At 35.0% G+C, this 20,500-nt stretch carries 21 protein-coding genes and 1 pseudogene; 14 read left to right on the top strand and 8 right to left on the bottom strand.

Annotation, left to right across the window (positions count from 1 at the left end; all coding sequences use genetic code 11):
* Window positions 1–36: 36 nt before the first annotated feature.
* Window positions 37–1,250 (bottom strand): annotated as a pseudogene (locus tag JFU20_RS06565) (helix-turn-helix domain-containing protein).
* 117 nt (window positions 1,251–1,367) lie between these two features.
* Here JFU20_RS06565 and JFU20_RS06560 point away from each other — a divergent pair.
* Together JFU20_RS06560 and JFU20_RS06555 are read left to right on the top strand one after the other, a co-directional pair.
* The gene (locus JFU20_RS06560) at window positions 1,368–2,636 is read left to right on the top strand and encodes an MFS transporter (RefSeq protein ID WP_002011962.1); all 1,269 of its coding nucleotides are present in this window, start codon (window positions 1,368–1,370) and stop codon (window positions 2,634–2,636) included.
* A 126-nt stretch (window positions 2,637–2,762) separates the two neighbouring features.
* On the top strand, window positions 2,763–3,287 hold the full coding sequence (locus JFU20_RS06555; protein WP_002166025.1) for a DUF4398 domain-containing protein: 525 nt from the start codon (window positions 2,763–2,765) through the stop codon (window positions 3,285–3,287).
* Window positions 3,288–3,327: 40 nt separating this feature from the next.
* Here the strand turns inward: JFU20_RS06555 and JFU20_RS06550 are convergent, their stop codons facing one another.
* Complete coding sequence (locus JFU20_RS06550; protein WP_002166024.1) at window positions 3,328–4,221, bottom strand: LysR family transcriptional regulator; 894 nt, start codon at window positions 4,219–4,221, stop codon at window positions 3,328–3,330.
* A 161-nt stretch (window positions 4,222–4,382) separates the two neighbouring features.
* Here JFU20_RS06550 and JFU20_RS06545 point away from each other — a divergent pair, with 161 nt between their 5' ends.
* Genes JFU20_RS06545 through JFU20_RS06525 form a run of 5 tightly spaced genes read left to right on the top strand, consistent with a single transcriptional unit; the run spans window position 4,383 to window position 10,174 of the window.
* On the top strand, window positions 4,383–5,375 hold the full coding sequence (locus tag JFU20_RS06545; RefSeq protein WP_002011954.1) for an ABC transporter ATP-binding protein: 993 nt from the start codon (window positions 4,383–4,385) through the stop codon (window positions 5,373–5,375).
* On the top strand, window positions 5,353–6,378 hold the full coding sequence (locus tag JFU20_RS06540) for an ABC transporter substrate-binding protein (RefSeq protein WP_002166023.1): 1,026 nt from the start codon (window positions 5,353–5,355) through the stop codon (window positions 6,376–6,378). Before JFU20_RS06545 ends, JFU20_RS06540 begins: the two co-directional genes overlap by 23 nt.
* A 12-nt stretch (window positions 6,379–6,390) precedes the next feature.
* Window positions 6,391–8,061, top strand: a complete 1,671-nt coding sequence (locus JFU20_RS06535) for an ABC transporter permease (RefSeq protein ID WP_002011952.1) — start codon at window positions 6,391–6,393, stop codon at window positions 8,059–8,061.
* Window positions 8,058–9,320 carry an MBL fold metallo-hydrolase gene (locus tag JFU20_RS06530; protein ID WP_201038491.1) on the top strand — a complete coding sequence of 421 codons (1,263 nt, stop codon included), beginning with the start codon at window positions 8,058–8,060 and terminating at the stop codon, window positions 9,318–9,320. Before JFU20_RS06535 ends, JFU20_RS06530 begins: the two co-directional genes overlap by 4 nt.
* A gap of 20 nt (window positions 9,321–9,340) precedes the next feature.
* On the top strand, window positions 9,341–10,174 hold the full coding sequence (locus JFU20_RS06525) for a hypothetical protein (protein WP_201038490.1): 834 nt from the start codon (window positions 9,341–9,343) through the stop codon (window positions 10,172–10,174).
* 53 nt (window positions 10,175–10,227) lie between these two features.
* Here JFU20_RS06525 and JFU20_RS06520 read toward each other — a convergent pair whose 3' ends face one another.
* Entirely contained in the window at window positions 10,228–10,650 is a 423-nt protein-coding gene (locus JFU20_RS06520; protein WP_002011948.1) for a YfmQ family protein, read from the bottom strand.
* Between the two features lie 130 nt (window positions 10,651–10,780).
* Between JFU20_RS06520 and JFU20_RS06515 the strand changes: the two genes are divergently transcribed.
* Window positions 10,781–10,897 (top strand): hypothetical protein, encoded by a 117-nt coding sequence (locus tag JFU20_RS06515; protein ID WP_002011946.1) that lies wholly within the window; start codon window positions 10,781–10,783, stop codon window positions 10,895–10,897.
* Between the two features lie 50 nt (window positions 10,898–10,947).
* A complete protein-coding gene (locus tag JFU20_RS06510; protein WP_002011945.1) occupies window positions 10,948–11,109 on the top strand; it encodes a hypothetical protein in 162 nt (53 codons plus the stop codon).
* 271 nt (window positions 11,110–11,380) lie between these two features.
* Here the strand turns inward: JFU20_RS06510 and JFU20_RS30400 are convergent, their stop codons facing one another.
* Window positions 11,381–12,892 (bottom strand): exosporium leader peptide-containing protein, encoded by a 1,512-nt coding sequence (locus JFU20_RS30400; protein WP_201038489.1) that lies wholly within the window; start codon window positions 12,890–12,892, stop codon window positions 11,381–11,383.
* 139 nt (window positions 12,893–13,031) lie between these two features.
* Between JFU20_RS30400 and JFU20_RS06500 the strand changes: the two genes are divergently transcribed.
* On the top strand, window positions 13,032–13,607 hold the full coding sequence (locus JFU20_RS06500) for a histidine phosphatase family protein (protein WP_201038488.1): 576 nt from the start codon (window positions 13,032–13,034) through the stop codon (window positions 13,605–13,607).
* A gap of 89 nt (window positions 13,608–13,696) precedes the next feature.
* Window positions 13,697–14,068 (top strand): hypothetical protein, encoded by a 372-nt coding sequence (locus tag JFU20_RS06495; RefSeq protein WP_000461762.1) that lies wholly within the window; start codon window positions 13,697–13,699, stop codon window positions 14,066–14,068.
* 39 nt (window positions 14,069–14,107) lie between these two features.
* Here JFU20_RS06495 and JFU20_RS06490 read toward each other — a convergent pair whose 3' ends face one another.
* The 3 genes from JFU20_RS06490 to JFU20_RS06480 are packed head-to-tail and all read right to left on the bottom strand — an operon-like array spanning window position 14,108 to window position 15,703.
* Window positions 14,108–15,028, bottom strand: coding sequence for an alpha/beta fold hydrolase (locus JFU20_RS06490; protein ID WP_033715724.1), 921 nt, complete (start codon window positions 15,026–15,028; stop codon window positions 14,108–14,110).
* Complete coding sequence (locus JFU20_RS06485) at window positions 14,980–15,309, bottom strand: DUF3147 family protein (RefSeq protein ID WP_002166014.1); 330 nt, start codon at window positions 15,307–15,309, stop codon at window positions 14,980–14,982. The genes JFU20_RS06490 and JFU20_RS06485 overlap by 49 nt, the downstream gene beginning before the upstream one ends.
* Window positions 15,293–15,703 carry a MarR family winged helix-turn-helix transcriptional regulator gene (locus JFU20_RS06480; RefSeq protein ID WP_201038487.1) on the bottom strand — a complete coding sequence of 137 codons (411 nt, stop codon included), beginning with the start codon at window positions 15,701–15,703 and terminating at the stop codon, window positions 15,293–15,295. Before JFU20_RS06480 ends, JFU20_RS06485 begins: the two co-directional genes overlap by 17 nt.
* A 124-nt stretch (window positions 15,704–15,827) precedes the next feature.
* On the opposite strand from JFU20_RS06480, the gene JFU20_RS06475 reads away from it, so the two are divergent.
* The gene (locus JFU20_RS06475; protein ID WP_002012083.1) at window positions 15,828–16,655 is read left to right on the top strand and encodes a PP2C family serine/threonine-protein phosphatase; all 828 of its coding nucleotides are present in this window, start codon (window positions 15,828–15,830) and stop codon (window positions 16,653–16,655) included.
* Window positions 16,656–16,701: 46 nt separating this feature from the next.
* Here JFU20_RS06475 and asnB read toward each other — a convergent pair whose 3' ends face one another.
* Window positions 16,702–18,525, bottom strand: a complete 1,824-nt coding sequence (gene asnB / locus JFU20_RS06470) for an asparagine synthase (glutamine-hydrolyzing) (RefSeq protein ID WP_002012084.1) — start codon at window positions 18,523–18,525, stop codon at window positions 16,702–16,704.
* 268 nt (window positions 18,526–18,793) lie between these two features.
* On the opposite strand from asnB, the gene JFU20_RS06465 reads away from it, so the two are divergent.
* Both JFU20_RS06465 and JFU20_RS06460 read left to right on the top strand, forming a co-directional pair.
* The gene (locus JFU20_RS06465; protein WP_002012086.1) at window positions 18,794–19,360 is read left to right on the top strand and encodes a sigma-70 family RNA polymerase sigma factor; all 567 of its coding nucleotides are present in this window, start codon (window positions 18,794–18,796) and stop codon (window positions 19,358–19,360) included.
* Entirely contained in the window at window positions 19,357–20,463 is a 1,107-nt protein-coding gene (locus JFU20_RS06460; protein WP_201038486.1) for a DUF4179 domain-containing protein, read from the top strand. The genes JFU20_RS06465 and JFU20_RS06460 overlap by 4 nt, the downstream gene beginning before the upstream one ends.
* Window positions 20,464–20,500 lie beyond the last annotated feature (37 nt).

Below are 20,500 nucleotides of genomic sequence, written 5' to 3'. Positions count from 1 at the left end.
AAAAAAAGAGGAATAATATACCATTTCGAGACATTTTTAAAGTTTTTGTATTATTTGTAATGTTTCTTTAATAAATGAAGAGAAGATGGAATCCGGGTAGTCATCTATCGCTTGAACTGCTTCTTTTGCTTCTTTCAGAGCAGATTTTTTATCTTGAAGTTCTATATAGCAAAGGGCACGATAAGATCCAGCTGTTAATAACCATGATTGATCAAGCGGATGGCTCATATAATTTGGTATGATAGCACGTTGTAATGTTTCCAAAGCTTCCTCGTAACGTTTTAAACCATATAAAGATTTTCCTTTTTCAAGATAATACAGTCCATTGTCTTGAAAAATTGGCTCGTTTTTTAGTTTTTCTCGAAATTGCTCTAGATGCTCTAATGCAATTGTATATTCATTCGTAACGGTGTTGTAGTAATAAGCTTTTAATATATCTATATTTGCAGTGGATAAAGTATCTTCTGTAAATATAGCAAATTGCTCAGATTTTTTTATGTAATATAAATATCGTTCTTTATCAGCTGTAATGATTTTTTGATAAGATAAAATACGATAAAAATCATCTGTTTTATAATACACTTGATGTTTTTTTGAAAATGCAAGTGCATCAAAAATGGCTTTTTCACATTTTTCATAATCACCATATGCGAGTAAAATAATTGCTTCTTTTAAGTATAATTGTATATGCGTAATAAGATCCATTTCTAAATTCTTCGTTTTATATTCATCACGAATAGTGGTAATCATTTGTAAACATTCTTTATATTTTTTACGTTTGAAGAGCATATAGTAAAACAGTAGTTTCGTGTCAGTGCTTTCTCGATATAAAGTATATTTTTCAAATATAGAAATAGCGGTTTCGACGTAATGTTCAATATTATAATCGTTCATAATAGCCGCTCCAGTTATGAACTGTTTATATAAACGTGCTGTATTTAAAGTAAGTGGTAGCTCTTTTTGAACGATAGGTAGTAAAGTCTCATATACTTCATCACATTTATTTGCCTTTATTAATGGCTCCATTTTTTGAATGAGTTCTACAATTTCTACATCATCTTCTTCTAGTAAAAAACTCGTTTCGCATCCAAGTTTATTAGCGATATATTGTAATGCTTTCATGGAAGGTGTAGCTTTTCCATTTTCAATTTGACTTAACATACTTTTTGTCAGTTCTGAACCCGCTAGCTCAGTTTGAGTAAGCTTTTTTCTTTTCGTAACGTTTTAATTTTTTCGCCGAGAGTAGACATCACATGCTCCTTTATAATTAAAAAGTTAAATACAATTAAACTTTTTGTTGTAAAAATTAGAAAGTTGATTATATAATAAGTTTAACACAATTTAACTTTTAAGGGGAGAGTATCATAATGGGGGATGTAAGTATAGTTCCAAATGATTCGAAAATGAAGATTGCAACGAGAAATATCATTTTAATGATGATTGGAAAGATGACGTCATTGCTAGGAGCGGGTATTTATACGTTTGCAATGGGGTTATACGTATTAAAAACAACTGGTTCAGGTATGGGGTTTGCAACTACGCTCATTTGTGGATCAATACCAAGAATGATTTGTGGGCCAATTGCAGGTGCTGTAGCTGACCGCGTGAACCGAAGATGGCTTGTCATTGGCACTGATTTATTAAGTAGCTTAACAATGCTTATCATGTTTATTCTTGCTACTATATTTGGACCATCACTTCTGTTTATTTATGTATCAGCGGCATTATTATCAATTTGTGCAAGTTTTTATTCTGTTTCATTAACTTCGTCTATTCCTAATTTAGTAGATGAGGAGCGTATTCAAAAAGCGAGTGCTTTAAATCAGACGGCATCATCTTTATCGAATATTTTAGCGCCGATTATTGGAGGAGTTGTATTTGGTTTCTTTTCAATCAAAACATTTTTCCTGTTAAATAGTATTACATTCTTTTTAGCAGTTATTGTACAATTATTCATCGTATTTGATTTATATAAAAAAGAATTGGCCGAAAGTAAAGAGCATTTCTTGACGAGTATAAAAGAAGGTTTTTCATATGTGAAACGACAGCATGAAATATATGGTTTAATGAAAATTGCAGTAGGGGTAAACTTTTTTGCGAGTGCACTTTTCGTTTCGCTTCCATATATTATTATTAAAAATTTGCATTTATCCTCGAAGCAACTCGGTGTTGTAGAGGGAATGTTAGCAGTCGGGATGCTAATTGGTGCAATTGTTTTATCAGTACGTAAAGAAGTGAATAATCCGTTTCGCTCTGTTTATATTGGACTGTTTTTATTTGCGGGCTTGAGTTTATGCACAGTCTTTCCGTTGTTAGTTATCATTCCGAAAGTAGCAAGTTTTATTTACTATATCACTTTTATGATTTTAACTGGTATATCAATGATGGTTGTAAATATCCCGATGCAAGTACATATGCAAAAGACGACAGATCCAAACTATTTAGGACGTGTATTCGGTCTACTTGAAACAATTTCTACTGCAATCGCACCGCTTGGAATGATTGTATATGGATTATTATTAGATATGTTACCGACTAGCATTGTTATGATGACATTAGGTGGAGGGTTATTGTTAGTTGTATTAGTTGGAGTAAGAAAGCAAGTGGCGAAAAAGCAAGTGGATGTGTCGGCCTAAAAATAAGAAAGTAATAAAAAATTGACTGGAAATAATAAAAATGACCAAATTAGTATTTTAGTTTTTGAAACTCCTTTTCATGTATGTTACAGTAAAGTGAGCAGGCAAAGAAAAGGAGAAAACATCATGAGAAAATTAAGTTTTGTAATGCTTTTTCTGTTAGTCGTAATGACTGGATGTAGTAATTATGACACGTATATTGAAACAGGTATGCAATCATTGAAAAATGAAAAATATAGTGATGCGATTATGTGGTTTGAAAAAGCGGAAAAAGAGAAATCAGGAAATGAAGCGAAGGCATATAAAGAAGTTGCTCAGTTACTAGATCACGGTGCGACAGCATTAAAAGACGGTAAGTATTCAGAAACGAAAGATATTGCAAATGAAGTGTTACAAAAGAAAAAAGATGATGCACTTGAAAAAGCTGTGACATCAAATGCAGAGAATATGCTTCAAAAAGCAAAAGATGTGGAAGAGAAAGTAAATGAAAGAGTAGCGAAACGAAAAAAGGTAAATGAAGAAGGAATCGATAAATTAATTAAAGCTGTTGATAGTATAGATGATGTAAAAGAAAAAGAGAAAAAAGTTTCAGAAGCATTAGATAAGGCTGAAGAGGCACAAGCAAAAATTGAGGATAAGAAAAACAAATAGAGTTATAGTTTAAAAGGCTGTCGTGTATAACGACAGCCTTTTAATTTTTTTCTGCAAAAGAAGTAATGCTATGTAGTAAAAAAGAAATTATTTTAGAATTCCATCTGTCCTCATGATGAATGGTATAAATATTACGCTGAAATTCAAAATCAGGGATTGGTATATAGCATAGCTCATTTCGTTGTACTTCTTGCTCAATAGCAAGTTTTGAAATAAAGGCAACCCCATTACCATATTTTAAAATTTGTTTCATCGTTTCTAATGAATCTAGTTCAATTTCTGATTGGAATGTAATGTTATGTGCTAACGTCCATTGTGTAAGTAAATCTCTCGTTGTAGATGGGTTACGATGCAATAATATACGTTCTTTTTCGATATCTTGTAATGATACATTCGTTCTTTTAGAAAGATGATGTTCTTTGGAAAAGGCAAGAACAAGTGTATCAGGCATTACATTTATTTGTTTTAGAAGTGGTTCGTCAAACGGTGCCGCAGAAATTACCCCGAGATCAATTTCATGATTTTGTAGCATCGTTCGAATTTCAGGAGCTGTTTTTACTATGAGTGTTATTTTTATATTTGGAAATTCGCATTGAAATTGGTGAACAACTTCTGGTAAAAGATAAGTCGCGGGTACATAACTAGCACCAATTGTTATAGCACCTTTATTAAAATCTTTAAACTCTTGTGTGACCCGCCTAGCTTCTTTCATAAGTGCATCTATTTTACAAGCATAATGATGCAACGCTTCACCAGCTTCTGTTAAGAAATACCTTCCGGAACGTAATTCAAATAAAGGCACACCAAGTTCCTCTTCTAAGCTTTTTATATGAAACGTAATAGTAGGTTGTTTAACGCCAAGTTTTTCTGCAACAATAGTAAGCTTTTTGTATTTCTTAATAAGCACTACAATTTCTAATTTTAAGAGATTCATGATAAGTTGGCCCCTTTTTCTTCTAACTATAGAAAAAATCTATAGAAATAAATAGTTTATTAGAGATTTTTTAATTTAATCTTTACAGTACATTAACATTCAGTATAAAACTTCCAGATAGAATGAAAGCAGGTTAAGAATGAGGGGAGAGAGGTGAAACGATGGATATTAAAATTCATGGATTAGAAAAGGCATTTGGGAAAACACAGGCGTTAAAGCCGTTACAGATTGTAATGAAAAAAGGGGAATTCACCACACTTTTAGGACCTTCAGGATGCGGGAAAACGACTTTACTTAGAATGATTGCAGGGCTTGAGGAACCGGATAAAGGTGAAATATATTTTGGAGATAAGTGCATGTATTCTTCTGCTAAAAAGATAAAAACATCACCTCATGAGCGGAATATCGGCATGGTATTTCAAGATTTTGCTTTATGGCCGCATATGACTGTATTTGAAAATGTTGCATTTGGTTTAAGGGCTACAAAGCAAACGAATCAATTAAGAGAAAAGGTAGAAGATGCGATAAAGCGAGTTCGTTTGCAAGGTATGGAGAAAAGATATCCGCATGAACTCTCAGGTGGACAGCAGCAACGTGTCGCATTTGCTAGAGCAATTGTAACGAAACCTCATTTTATTTTGTTCGATGAACCGTTAAGTGCACTCGATGCAATTTTGCGAGAAGAAATGCGATTAGAACTTATGGACATCGTTCATTCCATTGGTTTAACGGCATTGTATGTAACGCACGATCAAACAGAAGCTATGTCAATGTCAGACCAAATTATTGTCATGAAGCAGGGTGAAGTATTACAAAAAGGAACACCAGAAGACATTTATGTGAAACCGTCTCATGAATTTGTTGCAAAATTTGTTGGTAAGGCAAATTGGCTTGTAGAGGGGAAAAAAATGATTCGTCCAGAGCATGTGAGCTGGACAAAAAATGACTTGTGCGAAATGTATACAGGTGAAGTTCAGCACGTTACATATGTAGGAGAACGTTATGAAGTGAAAGTAAACATGGGGACACTCGGTGTATGGACAGCTTATCACAATAGTAAGCTAAGCGTTGGTAAACCGGTATCGTTATATGTACCAAAAAAATGTATTCATCATATAGGGGGAGAATCGTATGAAGAAATTCAGTTCGCTTAAGTCTTTATTTGTATGTACTTTACTATTTTCTGCTGTAGTAACAGGTTGTAGCTCAAAGACAGGCAGTGTAGATGCAAAAAATAAAAACGCTAATGAAAAGAAAATTGTTGTATATAGTGCAGGACCAAAAGGATTAGCAGAAAAAATTCAAAAGGACTTTGAAAAGAAAACAGGGATAAAAGTAGAAATGTTTCAAGGGACAACAGGTAAGATTTTAGCAAGAATGGAGGCTGAAAAGAAAAATCCAGTCGTTGACGTTGTCGTACTTGCTTCTTTACCAGCGATGGAAGGATTAAAAAAAGATGGGAAAACGTTAGCTTATAAAGAAGCAAAACAAGCTGATAAGCTTCGTTCTGAATGGTCGGATGATAAAGGACATTATTTTGGATATAGTGCTTCAGCATTAGGAATTGTGTATAACACAAAAAATGTGAAGACAGCACCTGAAGATTGGAGCGATATAACGAAAGGAGAATGGAAAGGGAAAGTGAATCTTCCAGATCCAGCACTTTCAGGTTCAGCTTTAGACTTTGTAACAGGATATGTGAAAAAGAATGGACAAGATGGATGGAATTTATTTGAACAGCTTAAGAAAAATGAAGTTACAGTAGCTGGGGCAAACCAAGAAGCGTTAGACCCAGTTGTAACAGGTGCGAAAGATATGGTAATCGCGGGTGTTGACTATATGACGTACAGTGCAAAAGCAAAGGGTGAACCGGTTGATATCGTATATCCAAAAAGCGGAACAGTCATTAGTCCACGTGCAGCAGGCATTATGAAGGATAGTAAAAATGTAGAAGGTGCAAAAGAGTTTATTGATTATTTATTATCAGATGATGTGCAAAAACAAGTTTCTAAAGCGTATTTGTTGCCAGGTAGAAAAGATATAAAAGCTGAAAATAGACCAAATGTAGAAGAGATTCCAGTATTAAATATTGATTGGAAAACAGTTGAGAAAGAACAAGATGAAATAGCAAAACAATTTAAGAAAGTATTTCAATAAGATGGTGATTACATGGTAAATCGATTCGTATCAGTAAGACAAGTTGGAATGACAGTAGCGTTGTTACTTGTGGCGATGTTAATCGTCATTCCGCTTTTTCTCATTTTATTTTCTAGTGTATATGAAAATAGCAGTTGGAATTTTTTAAAGCCTTTTGAAGTTATGCAGGGTGGTGGATTAGCTGGGATTTTTCTAAATTCGATGCTTCTAGGCGTACTCGTTGTAATAGGAGCTACAATATTTGCATTTCCATTGGCGTTCATTATGAGCAAAACAGATGTAGGAAAGTATAGTAAGTTAGATATTGTTTTTATGATACCATTTATGACCCCGCCCTATATCGGATCGATGGGCTGGATTTTATTCATGCAACCTAACGGTTATTTTGAACAATTTTTTCCGGCTTTAAAGCCGATTTCATCATCGTTTTTTAGTTTAGGCGGTATGGTTTTAATTATGAGTCTGCATTTATTCCCATTCCTTTACTTCATGTTGAAAAACACGTTACTTCAGATTGGGAGTAGTAAAGAAGAAGCTGCAGCAGTTCATGGTGGAAGTTTTTTCTATCGTTTAAGAAAAATAATACTACCGTTATTGTTATCAAGTTATGTAATGGGTGCTTTACTCATTTTCGTAAAGACGATTGCTGAATTTGGAACACCAGCTACATTCGGACGTAGAATAGGATTCCATGTGTTAACATCTGAGATTCATAAATTTATCTCTAGTTGGCCGATTGATTTTGGCAGTGCCACAGCATTATCTTCTTTATTACTTAGTGCGTGTATGCTCATTTGGTATATGCAAAATGTATTGAATCGAAAGTATACATATGCAATGGTTAGTGGAAAAGGTGTGAAATCTAAAAGGTATACTTTGTCTATATTTGCGCGCGTTATAGCATGGGTTTATGTAATTGGCTTACTAATAGTAGCAATTGGAATCCCATACTTTTCTATACTTATTGCTTCTTTGTCGAAGTTAAGAGGCGGTGGCTTACATTTTAATAACTTTACAACAAGCCATTATGAAGCATTATTTACAATTGGTTCTCCGGGATTAGAAGCTTTATGGAACAGTTTTCTTTTTTCACTCGTAACGGCGATTGTTGCTGTAATTATTGGCGTATTTTTGGCGCTTATGATTCGAAAGGGGAAAAAGTCCTCTGAAAAATGGCTTGATATGTGCGGCATGTTACCGAATATGGTACCAGGAATAGTGATGGTTGTAGGGCTTATTTTATTTTGGAATTCACCCTATATGCCTATGTCAATTTACAATACACCAGTCATGGTTATCGTAACGTATGTTGTTCTCTTTTTACCTTATACGGTGCAGTATGTAAAAGCATCGCTCGGACAAATTGATGATTCTCTTGTACAGGCAGGAAGTATTTTTTCCGGGAATTATATTTATATTTTTAGAAAAATAATATTGCCGCTTATTATTCCAGGAATTCTTGCTGGATGGGCGATGACATTTACGATTTCGATAAGAGAGTTAGTAGCATCGCTTCTCGTACTACCTCCATCAGTAGAAACGTCAGCAACGTTTATTTTTGCTCAATTTGAACAAGGAGAAGTATCTATAGGAATGGCAATGGCTGTTGTTTCTGTTGGGCTTACAACAATGTGCTTATTACTTCTGCAACATATGGAGCAAAAACGAAAAGGGGTAGCATGATGAGGATGGAAGTATGGGGAGGAGCGGGAGAATACGGTCGTTCCTGCTATTTTGTAAAAAATAAAGAGACAAAAATAGTATTTGATTGTGGTATTAATCGATCATATGAGGATAGTTATCCCAAAATAGAAAGAGAAGTTGTTCCGTTTTTGGATGCAGTATTTTTATCACATATTCATGAAGACCATACGATGGGTTTACCTTTATTGACGAGGTATGGATATAAGAAAAAAATTTGGACGACTCGTTATACGAAGGAGCAACTTCCAGCTTATTTTGAAAAATGGGGAAACTACAATCTTTCAAAAGGGTGGAATTTACCTTATAACGATCAAAATATTAAAGATTTAAATTATGTATGTATTGATGAGATTAGTAATCCAAATGAATGGATACAGATTACACCAACGTTGCGGTTTCAATGGGGGTATAGTGGGCATGTATTAGGAGCTGTTTGGTTTTTAGTGGATATGTGTAATACATACGTATTTTATTCTGGTGATTATTCAGCAGAATCTAATATACTACGAGCTAATTTACCTGAAAATTTGCGAAGCGATATAAAAATTGCAATTGTAGATGCCGCTTATCACACTGATGATGTTTCACAAAAGGAACGAGTAGACGAATTATGTGCAGAAATTGAACGAGTTGCTCAAAATAAAGGAACAGCATTACTACCACTGCCCTCACTTGGTAGGGCGCAAGATATAGTATTTTATTTATATGAACGATATAAAGAACTTCCAATTATAGTAGATAAAGAAATTTTGGCTGGATTTGAAGAGATGTTCATATATAAAGATTGGTTAAAAAATAAAGAAAAACTTGAACGGGTTGTGGAGGTTTTAAAAAGAAACATAATAGTTATGGATAATGACATTTGTATGCAAAATAGTTACGGAATAGTTGTAATGAGTGATGCGAATATGCAAACGAAACGAGCACAGTTGTATTATGAACAACTTCGGCATGAAGAACGAAATTCAATTATCTTTACTGGACATATTGCTAAAGGAAGTTTTGCAGAAAAAGTTTTGAAGGAACGTGTAGGTAAAGAATGTAGGGTGAAGCGAGTTCCATATAAAGTTCATCAAAGTATAAGTGACGTTAAGGAAATGTTAAATACACTATTACCAGAACATACGGTGTTAGTACATGCTTTGAAAGAGGATACGGATCGATTACAACAAGAACTAAGCACAGCAGGATATGAAAATGTGTATTCGCTTACTATGGAACGTATAGAAGTAATTTAAAATGTAAAGGAGATCGGTATATGAAAAAGGTATTTGTATTCGTAAGTATTTTCTTTTGTTGTTTCCTTTATCATGTTAAGGAAGGGTTTGCTGCTAGTCCAATGAAACCTAGTTTTGAAGTGAAGTTATTATTAAAGCCAGAACAAGTATTAGGTTATAACAAAGAGATGAAGCAAGAGGTACTAGAATATTTTCAGGCTGGTACAAATTATGAAAGAATACAGGTGCAATTTTTAGATACGGCAAATAAAAATTTAAGTAATGAAGGTTGGTTTGCGAGAATTCGAAAGAAAGAATTTAGTAAAGATTTTGAGCTAACATATAAAAAAAGATATCCTATTCAAAATGGTGTAATTCAAGAAGCACTAGAAGTGGCTAAAAAGGATGGATTTGATAGTAAAACTGATAACTATGAGGCAGAAATAGATTGGGGATTTGAGAAGAAAACATTAAGTATTTCAAATAAGAAAAGTTATAGTGCTAAAGGATATGGGATACTTGATTTACCAAATGAACAAGCTGCTCAAAATATGTTAATAGAAAAGTTACCAGGAAAAATGAACAAATGGTTGTATACGAATTGGGGAGAAGAGATGCTGAAGGATTCTCACATTTATGGTCCTGTATTAATGAAACGGTATACAGGTGAATTTGAAAATATAAAAACGAATATTGAAATTTGGCCATTAAGTAATACCGGGAAGATAGAAGATGACTTCGTAATAGAAGTGTCGTTTAAAACAAATGAGGAAAGTATCGCGACAAAACAAAGAGAATTATTAATGGCGAGTATAGAGAAAAAAGGATGGTTGTTACCGAAAGATAGTTTGAAGACAGAGCTTATTTTTCAGTAAATAGGAAAGAAGGAATCTATGTGCCATGGATTCCTTCTTCTAATATATGAGCATTAAGCTAAATCAGCTGACACGAACATATCATTATTTTGAAGGTTTTTAGAGCGTAAACTATAAGCAACTACCTTCTTTTTATGTTGTTTTACTACATCAACATGCTCTTCATGACTATAAATATAAAATGTAAAATCTTTTTTGCCACGTTTTGCATTGATAATTAAAGGAGTGCCTTCATTGTGTGGTGGTGCATAATAGCGATCTAAAAATAATCCTTCGTTAAAATCATGAATAATTTTGGATTTCTTTTCGCCTTCTAAGTTATTTCCATTGATTGTAACAGTCACATTCTCTTCTTCAAGTTGTGGATGTGTTTCGTACTTGCTAATAATGGATTCAATAGCAGAGTTAGGAAGGCTAGAAACAATAATTTTAAATGCTCCAAATACAACTAACATTACAATAAACCAAGTCGTCATAGTATTCATCCCCTTTATCCCACAGTAACGGTCCGTAAAATCCTGGTTGGTGCGGGCTAATAATCAGTGTGGGATAGATACCCCGTACTGACTAAAATTTCACTTTATCCTATTTAACAATATAACTCATGTGGTAATAGTACATATGGTGAAGTTTTGTATAATTTGTGAAAAATATGCCATTTTTACGAATGAAATATTAGAAAAATCAATTTTGTTACAAAAAGTTGAAATCGAAGTATTTTAAAAGAAAAAGGTTTATAATAAAAATATAACTAATTACAAGGAAGTGTAACTATGAGTACTGTAGCTATCGTTTATGGTATTATTCTTTCCACAATTATTATTTTATTTTTCGTTGGGATTTCACGTTATATTCATAAATGGAAAGAAGGAGTTGCGAAATTAAATCACATTGAAGAAGAACTTAGTGATTTAATGTTACATCATGGTAAGTAAAAAGTTTATTTTTTAACTAAACAATGTGAAAAAAATCACAAAACATGCTCTCATAATGAAAGCATGTTTTTTTGTTATGTTGTTAATAGGCACATGCATAAAAAATTCCCATACGATACAGTGTGAAATCAGAAATGTTCGGAGCGGGAAAGAGGGATAAAATGAGTAATTCAGGGAGAAATTATAATGAAATAATTTTATTATGTAAACAAAAAGATGCTTTGTATAAAGCATCTTTTTGTTGGTTTTATAAGAAGTGTACTCAAAGGAATTAACCGATATCTAACCGAATTAATTGAATAGATGCGTTAATGGCAGGAGCACCAGTAACTGTAATAGGGATAACAGGTAAAGCGTTTGTAGTAGCACCAATATTTCGTATTGTTACAGGAGTTCCACCAGGAATGTTGATGACGGCAGATCCGGATAATAATAAATTTCCAGTTGCATCTGTAGATTGTGAATAAGAAGTAGTAGCTTGAGCAACGCCCCCTACAGTGATAGCATAAGTTGCTGTATCTGGTGATGTAACTAGCACTTTGAAAATAACTAAATATGAACCCCCTACTGTAGGATCTACATTGGCGGATACTGTACCAGGTGTATAAAAAACACTTTTTAATGAGCCGTTAGAATCAAATTCAATATCAGCACCAGGTCCAACAGACTGAGCAGTTGTACTATAAATATGACCATATGCTTCGGTACTTGTATCAAATGTTCCGGTAGCTCCAGTGTTACCAGTAGGCCCAGTGTTGCCAGTAGGTCCAGTGTCGCCAATAGATCCAGTGTTCCCGGTAGGTCCAGTGTTTCCCGTAGATCCAGTGTCACCGGCAGTCCCAGTGTTGCCAGTAGGTCCAGTGTTCCCGGTAATCCCAGTGTTTCCTATAGCTCCAGTGTTGCCAGTAGGTCCAGTGTCGCCAATAGATCCAGTGTTTCCGGTAGCTCCAGTGTTGCCAGTAGGTCCAGTGTTGCCAGCAGGTCCGGTGTTGCCAGTAGGTCCAGTGTCACCGGCAGTCCCAGTGTTGCCAGTAGGTCCAGTGTCGCCAATAGCTCCAGTGTTCCCGGTAGGTCCAGTGTTGCCAGTAGGTCCAGTGTTGCCAGCAGGTCCGGTGTTGCCAGTAGCTCCAGTGTTGCCAGCAGTCCCAGTGTTTCCTATAGCTCCAGTGTTGCCAGTAGGTCCAGTGTTGCCAGCAGGTCCGGTGTTGCCAGTAGCTCCAGTGTTGCCAGCAGTCCCAGTGTTGCCAGCAGGTCCAGTGTCACCGGCAGTCCCAGTGTTGCCAGCAGGTCCGGTGTTGCCAGTAGGTCCAGTGTCACCGGCAGTCCCAGTGTTGCCAGTAGGTCCAGTGACGCCAGCAGGTCCAGTGTCACCGGCAGTCCCAGTGTTGCCAGTAGGTCCAGTGACGCCAGTAGGTCCAGTGTTTCCCGTAAATCCAGTGACGCCAGCAGGTCCAGTGTCACCGGCAGTCCCAGTGTTCCCGGTAGCCCCAGTGACGCCAGTAGGTCCAGTGTTTCCCATAGATCCAGTGACGCCAGTATTTCCCGTAGATCCAGTGCTCCCAGTAGAACCAGTATTTCCAGTGTTGCCAGCAGGTCCGGTGTCACCAGTAGTCCCAGTAGGTCCAGTGCTACCAGTAGGTCCAGTGCTACCAGTAGGTCCAGTGCTACCAGTAGGTCCAGTAGGAAAAGGAAATAAGGAAGGAGGTGGAAATGTAGGTCCAATGTGCTCGGGGTTAAATGAATTTGATAATGGAACTTTATTATTTTTTTTGTTGAAAGACACTGTATTCCCCCCTAATGAAAAGCATAGTACATTATAAACAAAAAGTATGAAAATAATGAGTAATAAAGTTAAGAAGGTTTTATATATAAGTAGTTGCGATTTGAATGTAAATAATTTTCATGGGAAAGGGTTGAATGTTATGACTACAATATTTTTCGTTCGGCACGCTCACTCTACATATACAAAAGAAGAAAGTATACGGCCGTTATCTGAAAAGGGGAAGCTTGATGCTGAGAATGTAACAAATTTATTAAAAGATAAAAATATTGATGTCGTTATTTCTAGTCCGTATAAAAGGGCGATTCAAACCGTGCAAGGAATTGCGAATACATATAATTTATCAATACAACTGGAAGAAGATTTACGGGAAAGGTTATTAAGTAAAGAGCCAGTAACAGATTTTAACGATGCTATTCAGAAGGTATGGGAAGACTGGACTTTTGCATACGAAGGCGGGGAATCAAATGATGTAGCGCAGAGGCGTGCTGTATTATGTATGCAAAATATATTGGGAAAATATAAAGGGAAGAATATTGTAATAGGCACTCATGGGAATATTATGGTATTACTAATGAATTATTTTGATTCGAAATATGATTTTCAGTTTTGGAAAACACTTCATATGCCCGATGTGTACAAATTAACTTTTGATAATAATCGTTTCATTTCTGCTGAAAGAATAGAGAAAACGGGTCATCGGATAAACATTTTGTAAAAGTTTATCAAAAAAAGAGGAAAGAGAGAAAGTATTGTAGAAGTATGACTTTGTAACATAAAAAATATTTGTTAAAGGAGGCTGTTTACATGTTTGAGAAAGAGAAAGAAGGGCTTATTGAAGTTCACAACGTATATGAAATCGCACCAGCAGATGGAGCAATTATAGGTATGGCAACGGAAGAAGAAATGGAGATTGCTGCTGAACTAGAGTTACAGTACTATGCCCATTCTCGTTTATTAGAAGCAAATATTCAGTTAGACGGTTCCTCCTATAAAGAGTTACTTCAGGAGTTCCAGGAGTACGAAAGAAAATCAATGAACTTTTGGAGAGCAATACATAAACGTTTAGCTGTGCCGTGGGCATGGGTACTACGTATTGATGTTGCGAACGGTCCTATATATGTAAGCAATGGGAGTTCGTATTATGAAGAAGTCGATGATGAAGAAGACTATGAATAGATAAGTAAGGAAGCAGCTTTAGTTGCTTCCTTTTTTTATTTACAATAAGTGAATGGCTTCAATGATAGCATCTGGACGATCGTTTTCTATCCCGTGACTAGCATGTTCAGCCAAAATGTATTGGCTGTTTATTGAGAGATTTAATTGTTCAAGAATAAGTTCTTGCCACATATCTTCAAGTTGTGTAGCTTCTTCTTTTGGCATACCGCCCTCAATCAATTGAGCGATAGAATATTGAGGATCTCTACCGATAACGATTAATGGTATTTCTAATGTTTTATGTTGTTTTTTTATTGAGCGAGCGCAATATTTCCACTCGGACAGTTCAGCAGCTGTCGCTTTATATAAGGAAGGAGATGTGGAAAATTTGATATGCTGTTTTGTTGTATTGCCGAGCATAGATTTTAGTTCATTATAAAGTACTTCTCCATCCATGTTGGAGTAGGTATGATATTTTTGTAGCCACATATCATCAGAATCAGTTTGATCAGAAACCGGTAAATGCAGTTCATCTAATCGGTGTAAGTTCATGGAAGTAGAATCAACTAAAAGAAGTGCTTGCAGCCTATCTTCATGTAACATTGCAAAATGTTGTGCGCATAAACCTCCATAGGAATGACCGATTAAAATGATTGGCTCATAAATATCTAGTTCATGTAGTAACATATGTAGTTCTTTTACAACTTGCATTGTTGTACGTCGATTAGTTCCTAGCTCACTTTTTCCGTAACCTGGGCGATGATATGAAATGACTGTGAATTTTTGTGAAAGCTTTTCTATAATAGGAAGCCAATCATAAAATGAGCATCCCATTCCTGTTTGAATGACTACAGTTTGTTTACTGCTACCTCTCATATATACTTCTACAGTTTGTCCAAATATCTCTACTGATCTATTAATAGTAATTCCCCCTAAGATTGAAATACTTTTTGGCAAGTAAAGACGATACACCAGGCGCATATGCCGAAGAGTATAGATGTACTAAGTGAAAAGGAGTTTTTTAAACCGATATAAACAATAAATAATAGTAGTGCAGATGCAGGAAATCCATATAATACGCCTAAAGCGAATTGACTTAATTCTTGTTTACTCCCACCTTCGAAAGAAATCCAAAATAGGCTTAGTAAACTAACGAGTGGAAGGGCAGCGATAAAGCCGCCTATCGTACTATAATGTTTAGCGACTTCAGTAATAACGCCGATAATAAGTGCCGAAACGATTACTTTAACGAGGAAATGCATATTTTGCCTCCTTCGCTAATAACGAAAAGGCTTTTTCAATTAATTGTTGTTCTTCTTTTGATAACTGTGATTCTAATATTTTTATCTTTTCTTTATCTAGTAAAGTATGCTTTTCTAATACTTCAATGCCTTCTTTCGTTAAAGTAAGGTTTACAATCCTTTCATCGTGTTTGTTTCTTTCTTTTATAATAAATCCTTTTTGAATAAGGCGCTTTACGTGTTCAGATGCTGTGTTATGAGAGAGACTAAGCTCAGTAGCAACTTTTCCAATTGTTATATCTTTCTCACGAGAAACGATTTGTAAAATACGAATAGCTTGGTGAGAAAGATTGTCTTCATATTCATATCGTAAGTGATAATAAATACTTTCCCAATGTTGATTAATGTCGTTCATAATGATAAATCCTCCTATTTTTATATCGTATAGTAAGATATATTCGTTGATTCAGAAGTAAAATCCTTTTATTTTCATTAAAAATGTTGAAAAAGTTTATTTTTATTGAAATATAAGGTAATCTATGTGTAAAGGTATACATTTAGCAAGAGAGAGGATGATAGCTGTGAATACATTTAAATGGATTAGTCATGAAAAGATGTATGTAGATCAAATACATGTTGAAAAATGTGGTCCTCTTTCAGTCGGCGTATATGGAGGAAATCAAGAGAGTGATGCATATGAAAGAGGAGATGCAGTGCTAGCTTGGTGGGATCCGAAATTAGAATTTGAATTTGTTATGATTTTTGATACACATCATAAAACGAAAAATATACATTATATAATAGAAGCGATTTCAGAAAGAGAAGAAAAACTAAAAGAGTTATTTTCATACCCAATCCATTTAGCTTTTCATCATACACATATGTATTTATTAGCGTTATTTACAGATGAGCTCTTTATCGAGAAATGTGACCAAGATGATGAGGAACTTGCATGTTTAATTTGTTTACGAAAAGGCGAGTTCTTATATTGGCTATCAGTTGGTGATTGCTTCGCGTATTTATTCCATTCAGAGCAAACGAAAAATGGAAAAGGTAGGCTAAATAAGCGTAAGAACTATGAGTATATAGGAAGAAAAAATGTTTTTGCAGCGAATACACCGTGCTTTACATCAGGGGTAAGGGGATTAGAAAAAGGTCAGAATCACATTGTAATGGCAACGGATGGTATTTTAGAGTGTGATAAACTAAAGTTTGATGATGATCAATCTTTAGTAGAAATATTACACGACGGATCTTGTTTACAGATTGAGCCTGTATTAACAAATGTACTTCAGTGGAAAGGTAGAGATTGTGCCACTATTATTGGATGGTCCATCGATACTGAAAATAGACAATGTGCCAATTAATAAATGAAAGAGAGTTCAAGGTTTTTTGTCCTTGAACTCTTTTTTGTTAAGCAATATGAATATGATACGTTTTTAACCATTCATTTACTTGTAGCATATACTCCATAGCACTTCTTGCTTCAAAATTGGTAATCTCTTTGTTACTTTGATCAGCAATTGCAAGTAATATGGAATGGTTAATGAGTGAGAAAACAGGATTGTTTTTATTGCTGCACATATCAAGCGTTAAATTGCGGATTGTTTGTAAATAGTGTGGATCCTGTGAAGTAGGGTAAGCGCTTTTTCTTCTATTTCGCACATCATCAGGTAAAGCCGGTTTCAGCGCTCTACGTAAAATTCCCTTTTCGATGTTATCAATACTTTTAATATTGAAAGGAACATTCCATAAATATTCAACTAGTCTATAATCGCAAAACGGTACACGAACTTCAAATCCTACAGCCATACTCATACGGTCTTTACGGTCGAGTAAGAACGGAAGGAATCGTGTTAAAAATAAATAAAACATTTGACGCTGTTTCGCGGATTTGTTACTTTCACCTTCAAGAGTAGGTACTTCAAGAGCAGCTTCATGGAATCGTTTATTAATATACTGCTCAGGATTACATTGAGTTGTTACGTCGTTTAATAATAGAGAAGATGTGTTTTTCCAGTTTGTTAACCACGGAAACTTATCTACATATAATAGTTCTTCTTGATGAAACCAAGGATATCCCCCGAATACTTCATCAGCAGATTCTCCAGATAAAGCTACGGTTGCATCTTTTTTCATTTCGCAAAATAGTAAATAAAGTGAAGTTTCCATTTCGCCAGCACTCGGTAAATCTTTCGCGTGAAGGGGAACGAATAAGTGATTGGCTAACTCTTCAGCATTCACAATAATGTCATGATGCGATGTCCCTACATGTTCAGAAACACGTTTTACCCAAGGAGCATCTAGACCAGTTCGAGCAAATGTCAGTTCGAAATCTTTCGCGCTATTTAAAAAATCGATTGAATATGTGTGAAGTGTTTTGTGTTCCTCTCTAAATTCTTTACCTGCCAGTGCAGTAATACCACTAGAATCTAATCCACCTGATAACATACAAACGAGGGGAACATCAGCAATTAATTGTCTTTTTACTGTATCTTGTAAAATAGATAAAATATGAGAAGATGTGTCTTGGGTAGAGTCTGTATGGATCTTACTTTCTAAATTCCAATACTTCTTAACTACTTTTTTATCACGTGTGAATGTTATAGAATGTCCAGCACGAACTTCTTGAATATGTTTAAAGACGCCACATCCTGGAGTTCGAAATAAGCCTAATCCAAATATTTCATTTATGCCGTCCGCATCAATTTCAGCAGGAACAGATGGATGAGCTAATAATGCTTTTATTTCAGATCCGAAAATAATACTGTCATTTCTTTCTGTATAAAAGAGTGGCTTTACGCCTAAATGATCACGTGCTAAAAACAGTTGTTGCTTCTGATCATCCCATAAGGCGAAAGCGAAAATTCCGTTTAAATGTTGTACGCAGTCTTCTTTCCATTCTAAATAAGCATGTAGTAATACTTCTGTATCTGAATGCGTTTCAAATGCATGACCACATTTTCGAAGCTGTTCTCTCAGCTCACGAAAATTGTAAATTTCTCCATTATAAGTAAGAGCATACGTATAATCACCAGCACGAAATGTCTTCGGCTGCGTCCCGCCTTCTGGGTCAATAACAATTAAACGTCGGTGTGCAAAGGCCGCACGAGGAGAAAACCAAAATCCTTCAGCATCAGGACCGCGATGCTGAATACTATTCGCCATCTTTTCTAAAATAACATGTTCATTTGAAAGATCTTTCTTCCAATCTACCCAACCTGTAATTCCACACATACAAATCTCATCTCCTAATTTAAAATTATAAAAGTAGATTAATTAAATGAAATGTACACCAGGTTAAAGAGTGTCTGCATAAATAGTGTACTACACTATTTGAATTACAGACTTGAGAAAATTTTCTTCAAGCTTATATTTATATGAGACAATGGCTAAGGAAAAGTATTCCATTACATACAAAAGATAAAAAAGATGAGAGAAAATATTTTTTTAGACGTTATATAGGGTGTAAAAGCTTTTACAAAAAAATAAGGGGAATCGCTACATGAAATCAAATGAGAAAAATTTTATAAAAAGATTACAGCGGCAGAAGGAAGATGCGCTAGAATTTGTTGTCGATACATACTTACCGCTCATAAAGGGGATAACGCACAAAGTTCTTCTTCCGGTTCAAAATGATGGACTCATAGAGGAATGTGTAAACGATATATTTCTTTCCATTTGGAATAATGCAAATAAATTTCATGGAGAGCCGAATGATTTTAAAAAATGGATTGCAGCGATTGCAAAGTTTAAGGCGATTGATTATTACAGGAAAGCGACTAGAACAGTAGAAATTATTTCAGATGAGTTTCATATTAGTACAGAAAAATCGGCAGAAGATGAATTAATCGTTATGGAAGATAGGGAAGAGTTATTGAAGCTTATTAATCAATTAGAACCGTTAGATCAAAAGGTGTTCATTATGAAATATCTTCTTGGTATGAAGACAGAGGAAATAGGTGACAAATTAGGATTAACCAGGGCGGCGATCGATAATCGTGTGTACCGTGGAAAAAAGAAACTACAACAAAATGCTACGAATATTAGTTTTGGAGGTAGTGCAATATGAAAGACATTTATGAACTATTAAATGACATTGATATAGATGAAAAAGAACTTGAGGAAATTGAGGCTTCTGAAATTGAAAAAGAAAAAGTAAAACGCAATGTAAAACAATCGATACGTACGAAGAAAAAGATGAAAAGTTGGAAAAAAGGTGTTGCTGCTGCATCTATTTTAGTAGGATTATCAGTTGCAACGCTTGGTATTGGGTTTCCTACATATGCCGGGGGATTGCCAATTGTAGGTGATATATTCCGATTTTTAGATAATGGTAGAACAGGGGTACATGAAAATTATAAAGAGTTTTCGACTGAATTGAATATGACGAAAGAGAGTAATGGGGTTAAAGTTACACTCAATGATGCTGTTTTTAACGGGAGAACTGTAACAATAACGTATTCTATTGAAAGTGATAGAGATTTAGGAGAAAATCCAAACATCCTTGAATCCTTACAGGTTGTAAGTTTTAATGGTATGACTGGTAGCTCTAAAATTACAAAAATAGGGGATAAAAAGTATGTGGGTATGAGTACAGCAAGTGATGTTGATGGTAAAAAAATGAATGTTGCAAATATCAAGTGGGAGATAGACAAAATAGAAACAATAGATGGAAAACAATCAATAAAAGGGGATTGGAATTTTGCGCTGTCTTTAAATGCTATGGAAAGTAAAGAAATGAAACTTAAAGGAAGTACTGAAAATGAATTAATAAAAGTAAATATAGACAAAATGGAAGTAACCTCGATGTCCTTTATCGTTTTTTACAATCAGGAAGAATCTAAGGCATTACGAAGTATATGGGATAGCGCTGATGTGGAATTAGAAATAAAAGATGATTTAGGAAATAGATATGCAGGTGAAGGAAATGGCGGAAGTAGTACAGTAGCAGAACCGCATAAAAGTAGTTGGAGTGCTACATTCCAAAAGTTGAACGAAAATGCAACAAAGCTTATCGTTACACCTCATGTGAACTTACGAGTGCATACACCAGAAAACTTTGGTGGAGTGGAATTTATTAATGGAATCGAGAAGAAAATTGAAGTGCCGAAAAAAGAAGCGAAGAGTAAAGATATTGTTCTAGATGATATCGTAATTGATTTAAAGAAATAAAAGAGAGACTGCCTAAAACCATTAGGCAGTCTTTTTT

Origin of the sequence: Bacillus sp. TH30 (assembly GCF_016650875.1) — a bacterium.
GTDB lineage: Bacteria > Bacillota > Bacilli > Bacillales > Bacillaceae_G > Bacillus_A > Bacillus_A mycoides.
Note: the sequence above shows the minus strand (reverse complement) of the source record. Positions and strands in the feature narration are given on the sequence as shown.